General features: G+C 67.9%; 16 protein-coding genes. 8 read left to right on the top strand and 8 right to left on the bottom strand.

Going from position 1 to position 14,994, the window contains the following annotated elements; all coding sequences use genetic code 11:
- The first annotated feature begins 101 nt into the window (after nt 1-101).
- The gene (locus ACOZ35_RS06970; RefSeq protein WP_424015675.1) at nt 102-698 is read left to right on the top strand and encodes a DNA-3-methyladenine glycosylase family protein; all 597 of its coding nucleotides are present in this window, start codon (nt 102-104) and stop codon (nt 696-698) included.
- 91 nt (nt 699-789) lie between these two features.
- Nucleotides 790-1,059 (top strand): HalOD1 output domain-containing protein, encoded by a 270-nt coding sequence (locus ACOZ35_RS06965; protein WP_424015674.1) that lies wholly within the window; start codon nt 790-792, stop codon nt 1,057-1,059.
- A gap of 441 nt (nt 1,060-1,500) precedes the next feature.
- Here ACOZ35_RS06965 and ACOZ35_RS06960 read toward each other — a convergent pair whose 3' ends face one another.
- Nucleotides 1,501-2,856 carry a RimK/LysX family protein gene (locus ACOZ35_RS06960; protein WP_424015673.1) on the bottom strand — a complete coding sequence of 452 codons (1,356 nt, stop codon included), beginning with the start codon at nt 2,854-2,856 and terminating at the stop codon, nt 1,501-1,503.
- 108 nt (nt 2,857-2,964) lie between these two features.
- Here ACOZ35_RS06960 and ACOZ35_RS06955 point away from each other — a divergent pair, with 108 nt between their 5' ends.
- On the top strand, nt 2,965-4,008 hold the full coding sequence (locus ACOZ35_RS06955; protein ID WP_424015672.1) for a succinylglutamate desuccinylase/aspartoacylase family protein: 1,044 nt from the start codon (nt 2,965-2,967) through the stop codon (nt 4,006-4,008).
- Between the two features lie 67 nt (nt 4,009-4,075).
- On the opposite strand, the gene ACOZ35_RS06950 is transcribed toward ACOZ35_RS06955, so the two are convergent.
- Together ACOZ35_RS06950 and ACOZ35_RS06945 are read right to left on the bottom strand one after the other, a co-directional pair.
- Complete coding sequence (locus ACOZ35_RS06950) at nt 4,076-4,618, bottom strand: hypothetical protein (protein WP_424015671.1); 543 nt, start codon at nt 4,616-4,618, stop codon at nt 4,076-4,078.
- A 496-nt stretch (nt 4,619-5,114) separates the two neighbouring features.
- The gene (locus ACOZ35_RS06945; RefSeq protein WP_424015670.1) at nt 5,115-5,879 is read right to left on the bottom strand and encodes a pirin family protein; all 765 of its coding nucleotides are present in this window, start codon (nt 5,877-5,879) and stop codon (nt 5,115-5,117) included.
- A gap of 194 nt (nt 5,880-6,073) precedes the next feature.
- Between ACOZ35_RS06945 and ACOZ35_RS06940 the strand changes: the two genes are divergently transcribed.
- The gene (locus ACOZ35_RS06940) at nt 6,074-6,682 is read left to right on the top strand and encodes a class I SAM-dependent methyltransferase (protein WP_424015669.1); all 609 of its coding nucleotides are present in this window, start codon (nt 6,074-6,076) and stop codon (nt 6,680-6,682) included.
- Here ACOZ35_RS06940 and ACOZ35_RS06935 read toward each other — a convergent pair.
- The 4 genes from ACOZ35_RS06935 to ACOZ35_RS06920 form a co-directional block, all read right to left on the bottom strand.
- Nucleotides 6,662-8,002 (bottom strand): OFA family MFS transporter, encoded by a 1,341-nt coding sequence (locus ACOZ35_RS06935; protein WP_424015668.1) that lies wholly within the window; start codon nt 8,000-8,002, stop codon nt 6,662-6,664. The two genes, ACOZ35_RS06940 and ACOZ35_RS06935, sit on opposite strands and share 21 nt — an antisense overlap.
- Before the next feature lie 715 nt (nt 8,003-8,717).
- Nucleotides 8,718-8,858 carry a DUF7563 family protein gene (locus ACOZ35_RS06930; RefSeq protein ID WP_424015667.1) on the bottom strand — a complete coding sequence of 47 codons (141 nt, stop codon included), beginning with the start codon at nt 8,856-8,858 and terminating at the stop codon, nt 8,718-8,720.
- 4 nt (nt 8,859-8,862) lie between these two features.
- Nucleotides 8,863-10,293 carry a Fe-S cluster assembly protein SufB gene (gene sufB, locus ACOZ35_RS06925; protein WP_424015666.1) on the bottom strand — a complete coding sequence of 477 codons (1,431 nt, stop codon included), beginning with the start codon at nt 10,291-10,293 and terminating at the stop codon, nt 8,863-8,865.
- A 174-nt stretch (nt 10,294-10,467) separates the two neighbouring features.
- The gene (locus ACOZ35_RS06920) at nt 10,468-10,764 is read right to left on the bottom strand and encodes a hypothetical protein (protein WP_017344438.1); all 297 of its coding nucleotides are present in this window, start codon (nt 10,762-10,764) and stop codon (nt 10,468-10,470) included.
- A gap of 384 nt (nt 10,765-11,148) precedes the next feature.
- Here ACOZ35_RS06920 and ACOZ35_RS06915 point away from each other — a divergent pair, with 384 nt between their 5' ends.
- A complete protein-coding gene (locus tag ACOZ35_RS06915) occupies nt 11,149-11,709 on the top strand; it encodes a universal stress protein (RefSeq protein WP_424015665.1) in 561 nt (186 codons plus the stop codon).
- Between the two features lie 82 nt (nt 11,710-11,791).
- Nucleotides 11,792-12,835, top strand: coding sequence for an NAD(P)/FAD-dependent oxidoreductase (locus ACOZ35_RS06910; protein WP_424015664.1), 1,044 nt, complete (start codon nt 11,792-11,794; stop codon nt 12,833-12,835).
- Nucleotides 12,836-12,938: 103 nt separating this feature from the next.
- Here the strand turns inward: ACOZ35_RS06910 and ACOZ35_RS06905 are convergent, their stop codons facing one another.
- Entirely contained in the window at nt 12,939-13,226 is a 288-nt protein-coding gene (locus tag ACOZ35_RS06905) for a hypothetical protein (protein ID WP_424015663.1), read from the bottom strand.
- Nucleotides 13,227-13,561: 335 nt separating this feature from the next.
- On the opposite strand from ACOZ35_RS06905, the gene ACOZ35_RS06900 reads away from it, so the two are divergent.
- Together ACOZ35_RS06900 and ACOZ35_RS06895 are read left to right on the top strand one after the other, a co-directional pair.
- Nucleotides 13,562-13,861 carry a hypothetical protein gene (locus ACOZ35_RS06900; protein ID WP_424015662.1) on the top strand — a complete coding sequence of 100 codons (300 nt, stop codon included), beginning with the start codon at nt 13,562-13,564 and terminating at the stop codon, nt 13,859-13,861.
- 99 nt (nt 13,862-13,960) lie between these two features.
- Nucleotides 13,961-14,881 (top strand): DNA adenine methylase, encoded by a 921-nt coding sequence (locus tag ACOZ35_RS06895; protein WP_424015661.1) that lies wholly within the window; start codon nt 13,961-13,963, stop codon nt 14,879-14,881.
- Nucleotides 14,882-14,994 lie beyond the last annotated feature (113 nt).

Genomic DNA, 14,994 nt, shown 5'->3' with positions numbered 1-14,994 from the left:
ACGTACTGTTAGTTTATTCGGACGCGCCGAGCGCTCGAACCGAACACGGGATGAGCGCTCGAACCGAACCCTACACCTGCGTGCGGCCCCCTCCCCTCGACATGGACGACGACGTCGCGGCGACGCTGCGCGAGGACCCGACGATGGCGGCGCTAGTCGACAGACACGGTCCGCTCGACGTCGCGCCCGCGGACGACGAGTTCGGTCGGCTCTGTACCTCGATCGTGAACCAGCAGCTCTCGACCGCCTCCGCGAACGCGATCCGCGAGCGGTTCCTGGACGTGCTGGGCGGCGACCCGACGCCCGACCGCGTCATCGCGGCCGACGAGAAGGCCCTGCGCGAGGCCGGGCTCAGCGGCACGAAGGTCGAGTACCTGCGCAACGTCGCGGCCGCGTTCCGCGACGACGAGCGCGACTTCACCCGGGAGGGGCTGGCCGGCGTGAGCGACGAGGATGTCGTCGACCGGCTCACCATGATTCATGGGGTGGGCGCGTGGACCGCGCGGATGTACCTCATCTTCGCGCTCGGCCGCGAGGACGTGCTCCCGCTCGGCGACCTCGCGGTCCGGAAGGGGATAGAGCAGGCCTACAACGACGGCTCGGAGCTGTCGCGCGCGGAGATGCGCGAGATCGGCGAGGCGTGGCGCCCCTACCGGAGCTACGGCACGCGGTACATCTGGGCCGAGTACGAGTCGTAAGTGGGTGCCTGCGGTTCGTGACGGGGGCGCGGGTACTACCGCGTTACCGACTGGTAACAACGGCTTTGCCGCCGGCGACGGGACCGTACCTATGGAAGACACGAGAGAGTTCTACTACGAGCCCGACGAGAACGAGGAGTTGAGTTCCGAGGTTGTGACGGCGGTCGCGAAGGCACACGATGAGGACGTCCTCGAACAGGAGTGGATCATCAACGAGGACATCAACACGGACGCGCTCGACGGGCTGTTCCAGGATAACAACCTCAAGATGACCCTCCAGTTCGAGGCGGACACGACGACGGCCACGATCACTTCCGGCCGGGACGGCAGCCCGATCATCAAGATCGAATCGCATCGGTGAGAGCGTTCTTCGGCGAGACGTGATCCGAGACTCCGTGTCGAACACCGCTAAAACGCAGTCGTTCGTTTATAAGAGATAGATGCTGGATCGGTGGAGACCACCGCCAAAGCCCCAGCCGCTCGCTTATAAATGGTTGATTGCGGATCGACGATGGACACTTCCAAAGCCCCAGCCGCGACGACTCGCGCGGCTTGCTGCGCTCCTCAGTCGCTCGTTCCACTCGCTCCCTGCGGTGCTTACTGCGCCGTGCTTCGTCCTCGCGGCTGCCCCTTTGAGTCCCGCCCAACCGCGACCGCACAGCACCTCACACCTCCCCAGCCTCGTCGGTGGTCCTCCGCTTCGCTCCGGACCACCGACTCCCTCGCGCGTGCGACTCGCGCCCGCTGGGCGCTCGTCGGCACGCGCCACCGCAGGTGATTCCGAGTCGGTGGACGTCTCCGTCTACTCCTCTTCTTCGAGGATCTCGCCCGCCTCGTCGCGCTCCGCCTCGTCGGTGTCGGCGCGCCGACGGACGTCGACCCGGTAGTCGGTGAGGATGTCGCGGCCGAGGAGGAGGGGGTACTCCATGTGCCCGCGGTCCTCGACGCTCGCGGTGACGGTGTGCTGGTTCCCGCCGATACCGATGACGAGGTCGACGACGGGGCGGGCCTTCCCGCCCTTCACGCTGCCCGACTTGACGCGCGTCATGCTCTTGATCGGCCCGGCGCCGATCTCCGCGGCCAGCTGGGTGTCGATGCTCGTCCGGGTCGCGCCCGTGTCCGACTTCGCCATCGCCTGCGTGGAGCCGGAGGTACCGGTGACGACGACCTCCTCGATGTAGCCGATGTCGGGCTGCTCGGTCGAGCTCGGCTTCGGCGCCGGCGCACAGGAGGGTCGCGAGTCGTCGAGGGTCGCGGCGACGCGCTCGACCGCGTCGTCGTCCACCTCGCCGCCGACCGTCTCGATCGCGAGCTTCGCGATGTGGGGCGCGGGGCTCGTGCCGGTCGCTTCGAACAGGCCCTTGAAGCCGGCGGTGGGGTTCACTTCGAGGACGTACCAGCCGTCGTACCCCTCGACGAGGTCGACGCCGGCGTAGTCGAGCTCCATCACCTCGGCCGCGTAGAGGGCGGTGTCGGCGGCCTCCTGCGGCATGTCGTCGGTCGCGTCCTCGACCGCGCCGCCGAGCGCGACGTTGGTGCGCCAGTCGCCCTCGGGCGCGTAGCGGTACATCGAGCCGACGATCTCGTCGCCCACGATGTACACCCGCAGGTCGCGGTGCTTCTCGTCGTCGCGGTCGATCAGCTGCTGGAGGAACGCCTGCCGGTTCCCCACCTTCGGGTTGACGCGCTCCGTGAGGTCGACCTTCCACGTCCCGCCGCCGTGGGTCCCGATCGCGGTCTTGTACACGCCCACGTCGCCGAACCGCTCGCGGCCCTCGTTGAGGCGGTCGTTCGAGAGCGCGAGCAGCGCGTCCGGGACGCGGATGTTCCAGTCGGCGAGCGTCGCGGCCGTCGCGAACTTGTGGATCGACGCAAGCACCGCGTCCGGCTCGTTCAGCATCGGTCGGATGCGCTCGAACGTCGTCGCCAGCCCGAGCAGCTCCGCGGGCTGGTCGGTGTTCGACAAGAGGAGGCGGTTCGCGATCACGTCGACCGCGGGCTCGACGGAGACGTCGCCGTCCTCGACGCTCACCGCGGCGTTCTCCTCGCGGAGCCACACGGGCTCGTGGCCGAGATCCTCGACCGCGTTGCAGATCGCCTTCGTCTCCTTGCTGTTGTGCAGCGACAACACTCCCACCCGAACGGAGTCCGAACTCATACCTGCCCCTGCGTGGGCCGACCTAAAAGACGCGCCGATCGGTTCCAGGGCCGCCGCCCGAATCTCCGGGCCGCCATATATATACCCGGCGCCGTGTTCCGGTCTGCCATGAGCGACGACCGGGCGTTCACGTACAACGGCGGGGCGGTACCGCCCGGCGACACGCAGAACATCCGCTACGGAATCAGCGAGACGTACCTCGGCGACCCGGTGCGGATCCCGGTCACCATCGTCAACGGCGAGCGCGACGGCCCCACCGCGTTCCTCACCGCCGCCGCCCACGGCGACGAGCTCAACGGGATCGAGGTCGTCCGCGAGGTCGCCCACGAGTGGGACCTCTCGCGGCTGGCGGGCACCCTCGTCTGTCTCCCCGTCCTCAACGTCCCCGGCTTCCTCGCGCAACAGCGGTACCTCCCCGTCTACGACCGCGACCTGAATCGGTCGTTCCCCGGGAAGCAGGGGTCGACCAGCTCGAAGCGGATGGCCCACCAGATCTACGAGAACTTCATCGCGCCGTGCGACTTCGGGCTCGACTTCCACACCTCCACCCGCGGCCGGACGAACATGCTCCACGTCCGTGCGGACATGACCGACGAGGCGGTCTACCGGCTCGCGATGGCGTTCGGCTCGAAGGTGATCATCGACAGCGACGGCCCGAGCGGCACTCTCCGCGGCGAGGCGACCGACGACGGCATCCCGACGATCACCATCGAGATGGGCGAGGCCCACCGGTTCCAGCGCCCGCTGATCGACGACGCGCTCGCCGGCGTCCGCTCCGTCTTCGCGGAGTACGAACTGTTGGAGACCGACACGGTGCGCTGGCCTGGCTGGCGCACCATCGTCGCCGGCGCGGGCGAGAAGACGTGGCTGCGCGCCGACTCCGGCGGCATCGTCGACACCCACTTCGAGAGCGGATCGCTCGTCCGCGAGGGCGAGCGCATCGCGACGATCACCAACCCGTTCAAGGAGGACGCGGTCGCGGTCGAGGCCCCCTTCACCGGCCTCCTCATCGGCCTCCTGGAGAACCCGGTCGTCTACCCCGGCAACCCCCTCTGTCACCTCGTCGAGATCGGCGAGTCGACCCGCCGGGCGATCGAGGCCGGCGACGCACCGAAGCCCGTCGGCCAGCCGGCGTCGACGTCGCGGGAGTAAGGCGAGATTCGGGTCGCGGGTCGTCGTCGCGGTGCGGCGGGTCGCCGTCGCGCCGAAATCGGGTCTGTCACTCCCCACCGAGCTGTTCCCGGAGCCCGACCGCGGCGCCCGCGACGACGGCGAGGAAGCCGACGAGGAACGCGACCGGCTGGAGGAAGACGCGCTGCGCGACGACCGCGCCCGGCTCGCGCTCGACGGTCCGCGTCCAGAACTCGTACCGCTCTCCGTCGCGCTCGACGATCAAGAGTCCGTCCCCGAGCGTCGGCTCCGTCGGGTAGGTCAGCGAGTCGACGCGCTCGGCCGGGTCCTCGACGCCGAACCCGCCCTCCGGCGCGTCGCGGGCGCGGTCGAACGCCTCCCGAGCGTCGGGCGCGAGATCGGCGTACGCGACGACCGCGTCCGAGGCGTTAGAGCTGTTCTCGTCGTCGGTCCCGTTCTCTCCGTCCGTCGCGGGCGACTCGATGCCGGCGACCGACCCCTCGCCCACCGGCTGAACGGTGTGCGTGTAGGCGGGGGTCGGCTCGCCGACCGAGACGGGGAGGAACAGGGGGTTCGCCATCAGGAGGACGCCGAGCGCGACGAGCCCGGCGGCCGCGAGCGGGGTGCGCATACCCCGCGTTCGGCGGGCCGGGAGTTGAGCCTTTCCGACTTTACTCGGGTTTATAAGTAGTCACTGACGGTTCGGCGACGAACGGTTCCGAAGCCTAAGTCGCTCGTTTATAAACTGCTGCTGGCGGATCGGCGACGGCCACCTCCAAAGCCCCAGCCGTGAGGACGGCGCACGCTCGTTGCGGTCCTCGGTCGGTCGCTCGCGCTGCTCGCTCCCTCCCTGTGGTCCTTACGTCGCCTGCGCCGTCCTCACGGCTGCCCCTTTGAGTCCCGTCCCGCCCAGCACCGCAGCCGCAGCCTCACACCTCCCCAACCTCGTCAGTCGGCCTCCGCTGCGCTCCGGCCGACTGACTCCCTCGCACGCGCTCCTCGCGCCCTCCGGGCGCTCGGAGGCGCGCGCCACCGCCGACCATTTATAAGCCATTATCGCCACCGCTCGCGGATATTTAGACACGGTATCGTGTCCGCTGGTGGCGCACGTACTCCCCGCTGTTCCCCTACCGCCCGATAGTCCCCTGTCGCGTCACGGGGGCGTCGGGGTCGATGAGGAAGGCGACGACGGTCGCGCCCTCGTCGCCCGCGGTCACGGTCGGCGGGGCGCCGTCACCTTTCCACAGGACGCTCTCCGTCTCGTCGAGGTCGGCACCGTCGACGTCGACCGCACCCTCGAAGACGTACACGTAGGCGTCGCGGCCCTCGATTTCGGGGAGCGTCGCGCCCGCGTCCGCGTCGAGGCGGACGTCGTAGCAGTCGACCGCGTTGCGCACGGTGAACGGGTGGTCGGCGCCCGCGGGCGCGAACACGCGGCGCCACTCGTTCGGCGTGGGGTCGGGGAGCGGGCCGTGCTGGATCCCTGGCTCCAAGCCGAGCTCCTGCGGCCGGACGAATATCTGGAGCATCCGGAGCGGCGGGTCGTCCGCGAGCGTCTCCTCGGCGTGCCAGAACCCCGACCCGGCGTTCATCACGAGGAGGTGTTCCGAGTCGGTGACGAGCTCGTTCCCCTGGCGGTCGTCGTGGCGCATCACGCCCGCGGGCACCCACGAGACGATCTCCTCGTCGCGGTGCTGGTGCATCCGGATCAGCGTGCCGGGGTCCATGAACGACTCGACGACCGTCGAGAGCGGGCCGTACCCGTGGTCGTCGTGGTCCGGGAGGTTCCGCCCCGGGAAGTTGAACCGCGTGCGGAACTTCCCCTGGTCCCGAAAGACCTCGGAGCGCGGTGCCGGGTGAAGCCCGCGGTCGGCGTCGGTGGTGGCGTCCATTACCATCTGGTAAAATACCGTCGGCAAAAAGCCGTCCGGTGGCGGTGACGAAGCCGTCCGGTGGCGGTGACGAGGGTGTCGGGGACGGCAGGTGGGGCGCGGGCGGCAGGCACGGCGCAGGCGGCAGGCGGGACGCGGGCGGCCGCCCGCGTCGGCGACGCGCTCTTTTGTCCCGCGCCCCGCGTTTCGGTATCGTGACGACCGTCCTCTCCGAACGCGACCGCCGCAGGCGCGACGACCGGCCGGACGGGACGTTCTACGCCGAGCCGCGGTTCGTCACCCACGCCGACGACGCCTTCCTCGACAGGCTGACGGCGCTGTACGCGTCGGTGACCGAGCCCGGCGACCGCGTCCTCGACGCGATGAGCAGTTGGGTCTCACACCTGCCCGACACCGACTACGACCGCGTCGTCGGGCACGGGCTCAACGAGGCCGAACTGGCCGCCAACGACCGGCTCGACGAGTTCGTCGTCAGCGACCTCAACGCCGAGCAGTCGCTCCCGTTCGCCGACGACGCGTTCGACGCGGTCTGCTGTGCGCTGTCGGTCCAGTACCTCCAGTACCCCGGCGCCGTGTTCGAGGAGTTCTCCCGAGTCCTCGCGCCCGGCGGCACCGTCGTCGTCAGCTTCTCGAACCGTATGTTCCCGACGAAGGCGATCCGCGCGTGGCGGGCCGCCTCGATGGCCGAGCGCGCCGACCTCGTCGAGCGGTACCTCGACGCTGGCGGGTTCGCGGTCACCGATCGGATCGTGGAGCGTCCGGGAGAGGACCCGTTCTACGCCTTAGTTGGGACGCTCCCGTGACGCCTCGGGCGACTCCAGCCCAGAACCGCTCGGCGGGCGGAGGACGAAGGTCGCCAGTCCCGCCGCGACCGCGAGCACCCCGCCGAGGATGAAGGTGGGGTTCCACCCCATCGTCGCGACGAGGTAGCCGGCGACGACGCCGGAGAAGACGCCGCCACCGACCTTCGCGGTGTACAGGACCGCGTAGTTGCCGGAGGAGTTGGCCGCGCCGTAGTAGTCGGCCAGGAGCGACGGGAAGAAGACGTACAGCGGCGAGGAGAAGAACATCGCGCCGAGGACGAACGCGACGAAGACCGCGCCGTTGCCGGCCTCCCCGGCGCCCACGAGGCCGATCCGGAACAGTCCGGCGAGGAGGAACGACCCGGCCATCACGCGCTTGCGGTCGAACCGGTCTATCGCCTCGCCGAGGATCAGCCGCGAGACCCCCGCGGAGATCGGGAGGAGCGTCGCCGAGAGCGTCGCTATCAGCGCCGCGAGCCCGAAGTTCTCCGCGAACTGGACCACGTTCGCGATGACGAGGAGGTCGGCGCTCGCCATCGCGATGAACATCGCGAACAGCAGCCAGAACTGCCACGTCGAGAGCATCTCGCGCGTCGAGTAGTTGCGGCCGCGGATCGACGCCGCGAGGCCGTCACCGCCGTTGCCGTCGTCGTCACCGCCGCTTTTCCGGTCCAGCCAGTCCTTCGGGGGGTCCCGGAGGAGGAACGAGCCGACGAGCGTGACGATTAAGATTCCGATCCCGATGTTGCGGAGCACGTCGCTGTACGCCGACACGGTCGCGTTCGCCTGGACGTACGGGACGACGAGGGCGCTCCCGGCGGCGAACGCCATCGTCCCGACGCCGGTCGTCAGCCCAGTTCGGTCCGGGAACCACTTGACTGCGGTGTTGACCGCGACGGTGTAGACGATGCCGACGCCGACCGCGCCCAGCGAGTACAGCAGGTACAGCTGCCAGAGGCTCGTCGCGTAGGCGAGGCCGATGTACCCGCCGCCGGCGAGCACCGCCGCGAGGAACGTGAGCGCGCCCGGGCCGCGGCTGTCCCGCCACTTGCCCGCGGGGAACTGTGAGAGCGACTGGAACACGACGTAAAACGAGAACACCGCGCCCAGCGCCGGCAGCGCGATGTCGAGCCCCTCCGCGAGCTCCGGCGAGATGGACGACCAGACGTACTGGTACGGGCTCACCGCGGCCATCATCCCGGCCGCGGCGGCGATCTGCCACCACCGCGAGAAGCCGAGGATGTCGGCCGCGCGCCCAGCGTAGTCGATCCCGCCCGCCTCATCGTCCGCGGGACTCCCCTCGTCGTTTGCCTCACCCATCGTTGCCGTCCGTCGACCGCGTGGTGCTGTTCGGTGTCATGTCGTGTGCCTCGGTCGCGACGCGGGGCTCCCCCGTCGCGCCGCTTGGGTGCGTACCGGTACTGTTCGGACTGACCGATTAAAACGCGTCGTTGGGGACGTACTTGCCTCGTCGACCCGCGACCGAACCGCCCCTGACGGCCGGCCACGCGCAGAGCGCGTCCGGGTCCACCGCGGTGGGTCTCCATCGGTGAGTTCGGAAACAGCCTCTTGATTGCGTTCAGCCGTTACCTCGTAGTATTTACTCTTGTGACCGGGCCACGACAGACGCCGCCGACTGCGTGTGTCGTCTATCCGTCCATCATGGGCTCTGAGCCGGCATCGAGTCGCTGATCCTGATGCCGTGGGCGGTGACTCTCGTCGCGACGGCAGGTGGAACCGACCACACCGTCTCGGTGGGTACGGTCACCCCATCGATCGCGAGACAGACGAGTTTCCCTCGTCCTCGCCGCGCCGCAATCACGAATTCAAAGAGACGCGACCGGTCGTCGGTCGCCGTCACGTGGATCGTTGAGAGCCCGTTCGCACTCTCCCACGTTGCTGTGTCGGCGACGCTGAGGTCGCCTGCTGGGGTGACAGTCGTCGAGTCGCAGGCTGGACAGGATCCTTCGTGCGGGGCCGTCCCGAGGTACCCGTAATCGGTTTCGCACGCGAAGCAGTGTTCCATGGTCCCTGACTAGTACCGATCCACGATCGTCTCTGCGATGTGTGCCCGACCGGAACACGCCGGACAGGCAACTACGTCACCACCGTCTAACCCGAACACGGTCACAAACTGTTGTGAGACGTGTCCTCCGCAGTGGGCGCACTCCGGCATCGAATTACCCCAGCGAACCCTCCATCTCGAGCTCGACGAGCCGGTTGAGCTCGACGGCGTACTCGATCGGCAGCTCCTCCGTGATCGGCTCGATGAACCCCGAGACGATCATCTGTTTGGCGTCGTCGTCGTCGAGACCGCGCGACTGGAGGTAGAAGATGTCCTCGTCGCCGATCTTGCCGACGGTCGCCTCGTGGGCGACGTCGACCTTCGACTCGTTGATCTCCATGTACGGCATGGTGTCCGACGTCGACTCGTTGTCGAACATCAGCGCGTCGCACTCCACGGCGGTCGAGGAGTTCTCCGCGCCGTCCGCGATGTGGACGAGGCCGCGGTAGTTGGTGCGGCCGCCGTCCTTCGCGATCGACTTGGACTCGACGGTGGACTTGGTGTCCGGCGCGTTGTGGTACACCTTCGCGCCGGTGTCGATGTCCTGGCCCTCGCCAGCGAAGGCGATGGTGATGTGGTTGTCCGAGGCGCCGCGGCCCTTCAGGATCGTCGAGGGGTACAGCATCGTCGCCTTCGACCCCATCGAGCCGGAGATCCACTCCATGCGCCCGCCCTTCTCGGCGATGGCGCGTTTGGTGTTCAGGTTGTACGTGTTCTTCGACCAGTTCTGGACGGTCGAGTACTGGACGTGGGCGTCCTCGCCGACGAACACCTCGACGCCGCCACAGTGAAGATTGAACTTTGAGTACTTCGGGGCGGAACAGCCCTCGATGTAGTGGACTTCCGAGCCCTCCTCGGCGATGATGAGCGTGTGCTCGAACTGGCCCATCCCCTCGGAGTTCATCCGGAAGTACGCCTGGACCGGCATGTCGACCGTAGTGTTTTCGGGAATGTAGACGAACGAACCGCCGGACCAGATGGCACCGTGGAGCGCGGCGAACTTGTTGTCGCTCGGGGGGACGCAGTTCGTCATGAAGTGCTCGCGGACGAGCTCTTCGTGCTCTTGGACGGCCTCGTCCATGTTACAGAAGATGACGCCCTTCTCCTCCCACCGCTCTTGCATGTTCTGGTAGACGACCTCCGATTCGTACTGGGCGCCGACGCCGGAGAGGGCGTTCTTCTCAGCCTCCGGGATGCCCAGCTTGTCGAACGTGTCCTTGATGTCATCCGGGAGCTCCGTCCAGTCGTCGACCCCGGCGCGGACGTCGACGTCCGGCCGAATGTAGGGAATGATCTCGTCGACGTCGACCTCCGAGAGGTCCGGCTGGCCGGGCCAGTCGGTCGGCATCGGCATCTCTTGGAACTGTTCGAGCGCGCGCAGGCGGCGCTCCAGCATCCACTCCGGTTCGTCTTTGTCCTCCGAGATGACGCGGACCGTCTCCTCGGTGAGACCCTTTTCGCTTTTGAAGGCGGATTTCTCCTCCTTCTTGAACTCGAAGCGGGCCTCGGTGTTCGTCTCCTTGAGATCGTCTTGTTTTGAACTCATCAAAGTATTCTTCAGAGACTACGAATATAAGTGTGGTGCGCTAAAACACACATTTGTAACCTATATAGGTTTCTTTAACGAAAGAGAATAACTCTACGAGGTTTAATTTGATTTCTCTAATAAATGGAATTTACAATGTAGCGAGAGGGCTACGCCGCACGAACGGGATCACCGTCACTCGGTAGCGAGAACGACTCGACAGCACGCGATCGCCGCTTCGATGTGACGGTCGGCGACGGCGTCGTCCGTTTCGTCGGCCGACTCGAGCAGTGTGGCAACCTGGCGAACCCGTTTCCGTCTGGTTTGTGCGTCAAGATCGTCACTGGTGGCATCGCGGGCGACGGCCTCGGCCTCTCCGAGCCATCGGTTCGTCGCTGGCGGTACCGGACGATCTGCGGTCGCAATTAAGTGGGTCGCCAGCGCGTCGACCGCGGCCCGCGGCTCGGTTGGCACGTCGAATTCGTCGGTCATGGTTAATGTATCGGCACCCACTGTGAAGAACTGTTGCGCCAAGCCACACTCGGGGTGCTCGCGAACGACTCCAGCCGAGCACGACTCCTCGTTAGCCAGTGGCACCGTCAACCGAACCGAGCGGCCAGCAATCACCGCCGCGGCGGCACGCTCCTCGATCGGTCTCGGGCCGAAGCGTCCGATAGTTTCTCGAATTCGCCGTTCAGCTGAATGAACGTTTATGGAGAAATAGCGAGGATTAATAATAGAATATTGTAATATATTCCGGAGTACGACCGTATAGATAATGATAATCGTCTATACTGTCAAAAATCGTTAAATGGCGTCCGCTCGAAGGGTGAGGCGAACACAACTGCCCTCCGCAAACGGGCGAGGCCCCCACACATGTCCGCCGAAATCGACACCGACTCCACCGACGCCACCGATGCTGCCGACGCAGCCGATCCGACCGCAACCGCAGGGTCCGACGGTTCGACCGCGGCCGCGGAGCCCGCAGAGAGCGCCGCCGCGGACGGCGACCGCGTCGGCTCCGTCTTCGATCGCGTGCTCGTCGTCACCGGCGACGACGAGGCCGGCCGCGCCGCGGTCGACGCGGGACTGGACGTCGCCGCCGCCCACGGCGCGACGGTCGACGCGCTGTACGTCGTCGACACAGCCGAGGGCTGGGATATGGTCGTCGAGCGCCGCGAGCGCACCGGCGAGGCGCTCGTCGAGGACGCCGCGGCCCGCGGCGAGGCGGTCGGCGTCGACGTGGCGGAGCGGTTCCGGTACGGTACGCCCCACGAGGAGGTCCTCGACTTCGCCGACGCCCACGACGTGGACCTGATCGTGGTCGGCTCGGCGCGCCGCACGGGCCTCGACCGGCTCGTCCACCCCGAGACGGTTCCCACCCGGGTCCAGCGGGGCGCGTCCGTACCCGTGCTGGTCGTCGGCGCCGACGACTGACCGCGTTTCACTCGCCGCCGCGCGCGTCGCTGTCAGCGGCCGCGAGACGACCGGTTAAGTGGGTCGGACTCCAACGATCGGTGTGACTGACGTAGGCATCGTCGGCGCGGGCGCGGGGGCGGCCGCGGCGGCGTTCGTGGTCGACGGCACCGTACCCGACGCGGACGTGACCGTGCTGGAGAAGTCCGGCGGACTCTGCGGGCGGGCCGCGACCCGCCGCCACGACGACCTCACGTACGACTACGGGGCGAACTACCTGAAGAGCGACGACGACCGCGTCGCCGAACTGATCACCGAGACGCTCGACGACGAGGGGCTCGTCGACGTGACGGACCCGGTGTACACCTTCGAGGCCGACGGGGCGGTATCTCCCGGCCGCGACGCCGACGAGCACAAGTGGAGCTACCGGCGCGGCCTCACCCAGATCGCGAAGCGCCTGTTCGGCCGCACCGACGCGACGGTCCACCGACGGACTCGAGTCGAGACGATCCGACGGGTCGAGTCCGAGAGTACATGGGAACTCGACGACGCGGACGGCGAGACTCACGGTCCGTTCGACGTGCTCCTCCTGAACCCGCCGGCCCCGCAGACGGCCGAGCTGCTCCGGACCGCCGAGTGGGACGACCCGCTCCGCGAGACGCTCATCGAGGCGGTCGGTGCGGTCGAGTACCGCAGCGTCTGGACCGGGGTCCTTCACTACCCGTTCGCGCTCGATGTCCCCTACTACGCGCTCGTCAACACCGACAAGGAGCACGCCGTCGGCTGGATCTCCCGCGAGGAGTGTAAGGCCGGCCACGTCCCCGACGGCGAGACGCTGCTCGTCGTTCAGGCGAACGCCGAGTGGTCGGCAGCGCACTACGACGACGACCCGGCCGAGAACGTCGCCGCGATCGCCGACCACACCGCAGACATCGTTGGCGACGAGCGGCTGGCTGACCCCGACTGGACCGACCACCAGGGGTGGCGCTACGCGCTCCCCGAGGGTGGCGTCGACCGCGGACCGATCGACTCGGCGCGCGACGCGGGGCTATACCTGCTCGGCGACTGGGTCGCGGGCGAGGGACGGCTCCACGCCGCGCTCGCGAACGGGCTCGACGTCGGTGAGCGCGTCGCGTACGGGGTTTAAAAGACAGAATCGGCGCCGCGGTCGACCGCGGCGTCGCTGTGGGGAGAAGAAATTTTTCAAAAAGTGGTTCGACAGCGTTTCGGTCGCCGGCCGTGCGGTCGCGTCAGTTCGTCGTGATCCGGTACTCGACGGTTCCCAGACCGGGGAGCGTGAGCGTCTGGACTCGCCCGCTGCGCCGGCGCAGGGTCCGCAGGACGGAGCGCGACAGGACGGCGAGCGCGACGGTGCCGGTCAGCAGCGCGACGGTCGCGACGGGGTACGCGAACGCGAGGAACGGAACGATGACGAGCGCCAGGTACACGAGCGTCCCCAGCGGCGAGCGACCGGCGGGCGGCGACTCGGAGCCGATCGACCGATGCGCCTCCGCCGAGGTGATAGAGCCTTGGTACATATCTCACCGTAGACGCTCCGACGACTAAAACCTTTCACTTCTCAAATAGGTTTTGAGAAACGGTACCATGGTACAAGCTCGTAAAACATCTGAAACGGTTGTTCATGCGGTGTAAGCTGTACCATGATACTCATTAGTACACCTCTCAAAAATCTGTGAGGTGGTCTCGGTGACGTCGTCGAGCCCCGGCACTGGAGTCGCCCGGCGCAGGCCGCGCGCACGGGCCGGGCGTCGAATCCGCCCGTCGGGGTCGATTGGGAAGCCTCCCGAGAGGCGATCCGGCGGTGCTTTTATTTCGCTTCGACTGTTCTCGTAGATACGGACAGAGACACACAATGACACTCGACACTCCCACCACCGATCCAGCGGTCGCCGTCGCGGCGCCGGAGCGCAGGCGCGTGGTCGCCGGGCTCGCCGACGATGCCGTCGAGACGGTCGCGGATCTGCGCGTTCGCGGGCGGGCCGACGAGATTGCCGCCGAGCTCCGCGAGACGCACCTGCCGGCCTTAGAGGAGGCTGGCTATATCAAGTGGGACCGCGAGGCCGGGACGATCGAGCCCGGCCCGAACTTCGAGGAGGCCGCGGACCACGTCGACGACCTCCCGATGCCGGACGTCGAGCCCTCCGACGACTGACCGGCGCGGCCGACGCGGACGCGGCGGCGGTGTCGAGACCGGCAGACGTGGACGCGGCCCGAGACGTTTATCCCCGGGCGCGGGCGACACCCGACAGCCATGGCCGAGCCGATCCTGAAGTGGGCCGGCGGAAAGCGGCAGCTGCTCGACGAGCTGTACGCCCGGTTCCCGTCGGCGTTCGGCCGGTACCACGAGCCGTTCGTCGGCGGCGGTGCCGTCTTCTTCGATCTTGAACCCGCTCGCGCGACGATTAACGACGCCAACCCGCGGCTCGTGAACTTCTACGAGCAGGTCCGCGACCAGCCCGACGAGCTGCTCTCGCGGCTCGCCTCGTTCGACGACCCCGAGAGCGACCCCGACCCGGACCTCCCGTACGCCGAGGAGACGGCGCGCGGCCGCGACGTGGACGCCTACTACTACCAGCAGCGCGCGCGGTTCAATCGCCGGCCGTACGAGGGGGAGTTCGACCCGCTGGAGGAGGCCGCCCTCCTCCTCTATCTCAACCGCACCTGCTACAACGGCCTCTACCGCGAGAACGCGGACGGCGGGTTCAACGTCCCGATCGGACGGTACGCCGACCCCGACTGGATCCAGCGCGACCGGGTCCGTCGCGCGAGCGATCTGCTCGCCGACGCCGAGATCCGCAACGGGGACTTCGCGTACGTGCTCGACGCCGCCGAGCCCGGTGACCTCGTCTACTTCGACCCGCCCTACGAGCCGATGAGCGCGACCGCGAACTTCAACGAGTACAGCGCGTCCGGGTTCGACCGCGAGGACCAGCGACGCCTGCTCGACGTCGCCGGCGAGCTCGACGACGCCGGGGTGTGGGTCGTCCTCTCGAACAGCGGCGTGATGTACGACGCGTACGTCGAGGCGGGCTTCCGCGTCGACCGCGAGGACGCGACCCGCGCGATAAACAGCGACGCCGACAACCGCGACGCGGTCGACGAGATCGTCGCGACCAACGTCCCGCCCGCCGAGCGCCGGGAGGCCGGCCAGCGGGAGCTGTCTGGGTACTGAACTGCTCACGGGCGGAGCGCCGAGCGACGCCGGCCGCCTCGCCCGCCGACGGTTCTCGGACACCTGACCGCGGCGGGAGGGCGGGCTTTTTGACCTCCCCCGCCGACGGGTCG

It is taken from the genome of Halorubrum xinjiangense, assembly GCF_049604745.1.
In the GTDB taxonomy this organism is placed as follows: Archaea; Halobacteriota; Halobacteria; order Halobacteriales; family Haloferacaceae; genus Halorubrum; species Halorubrum xinjiangense_A.
This window is presented reverse-complemented; position numbering and strand designations above follow the sequence as displayed.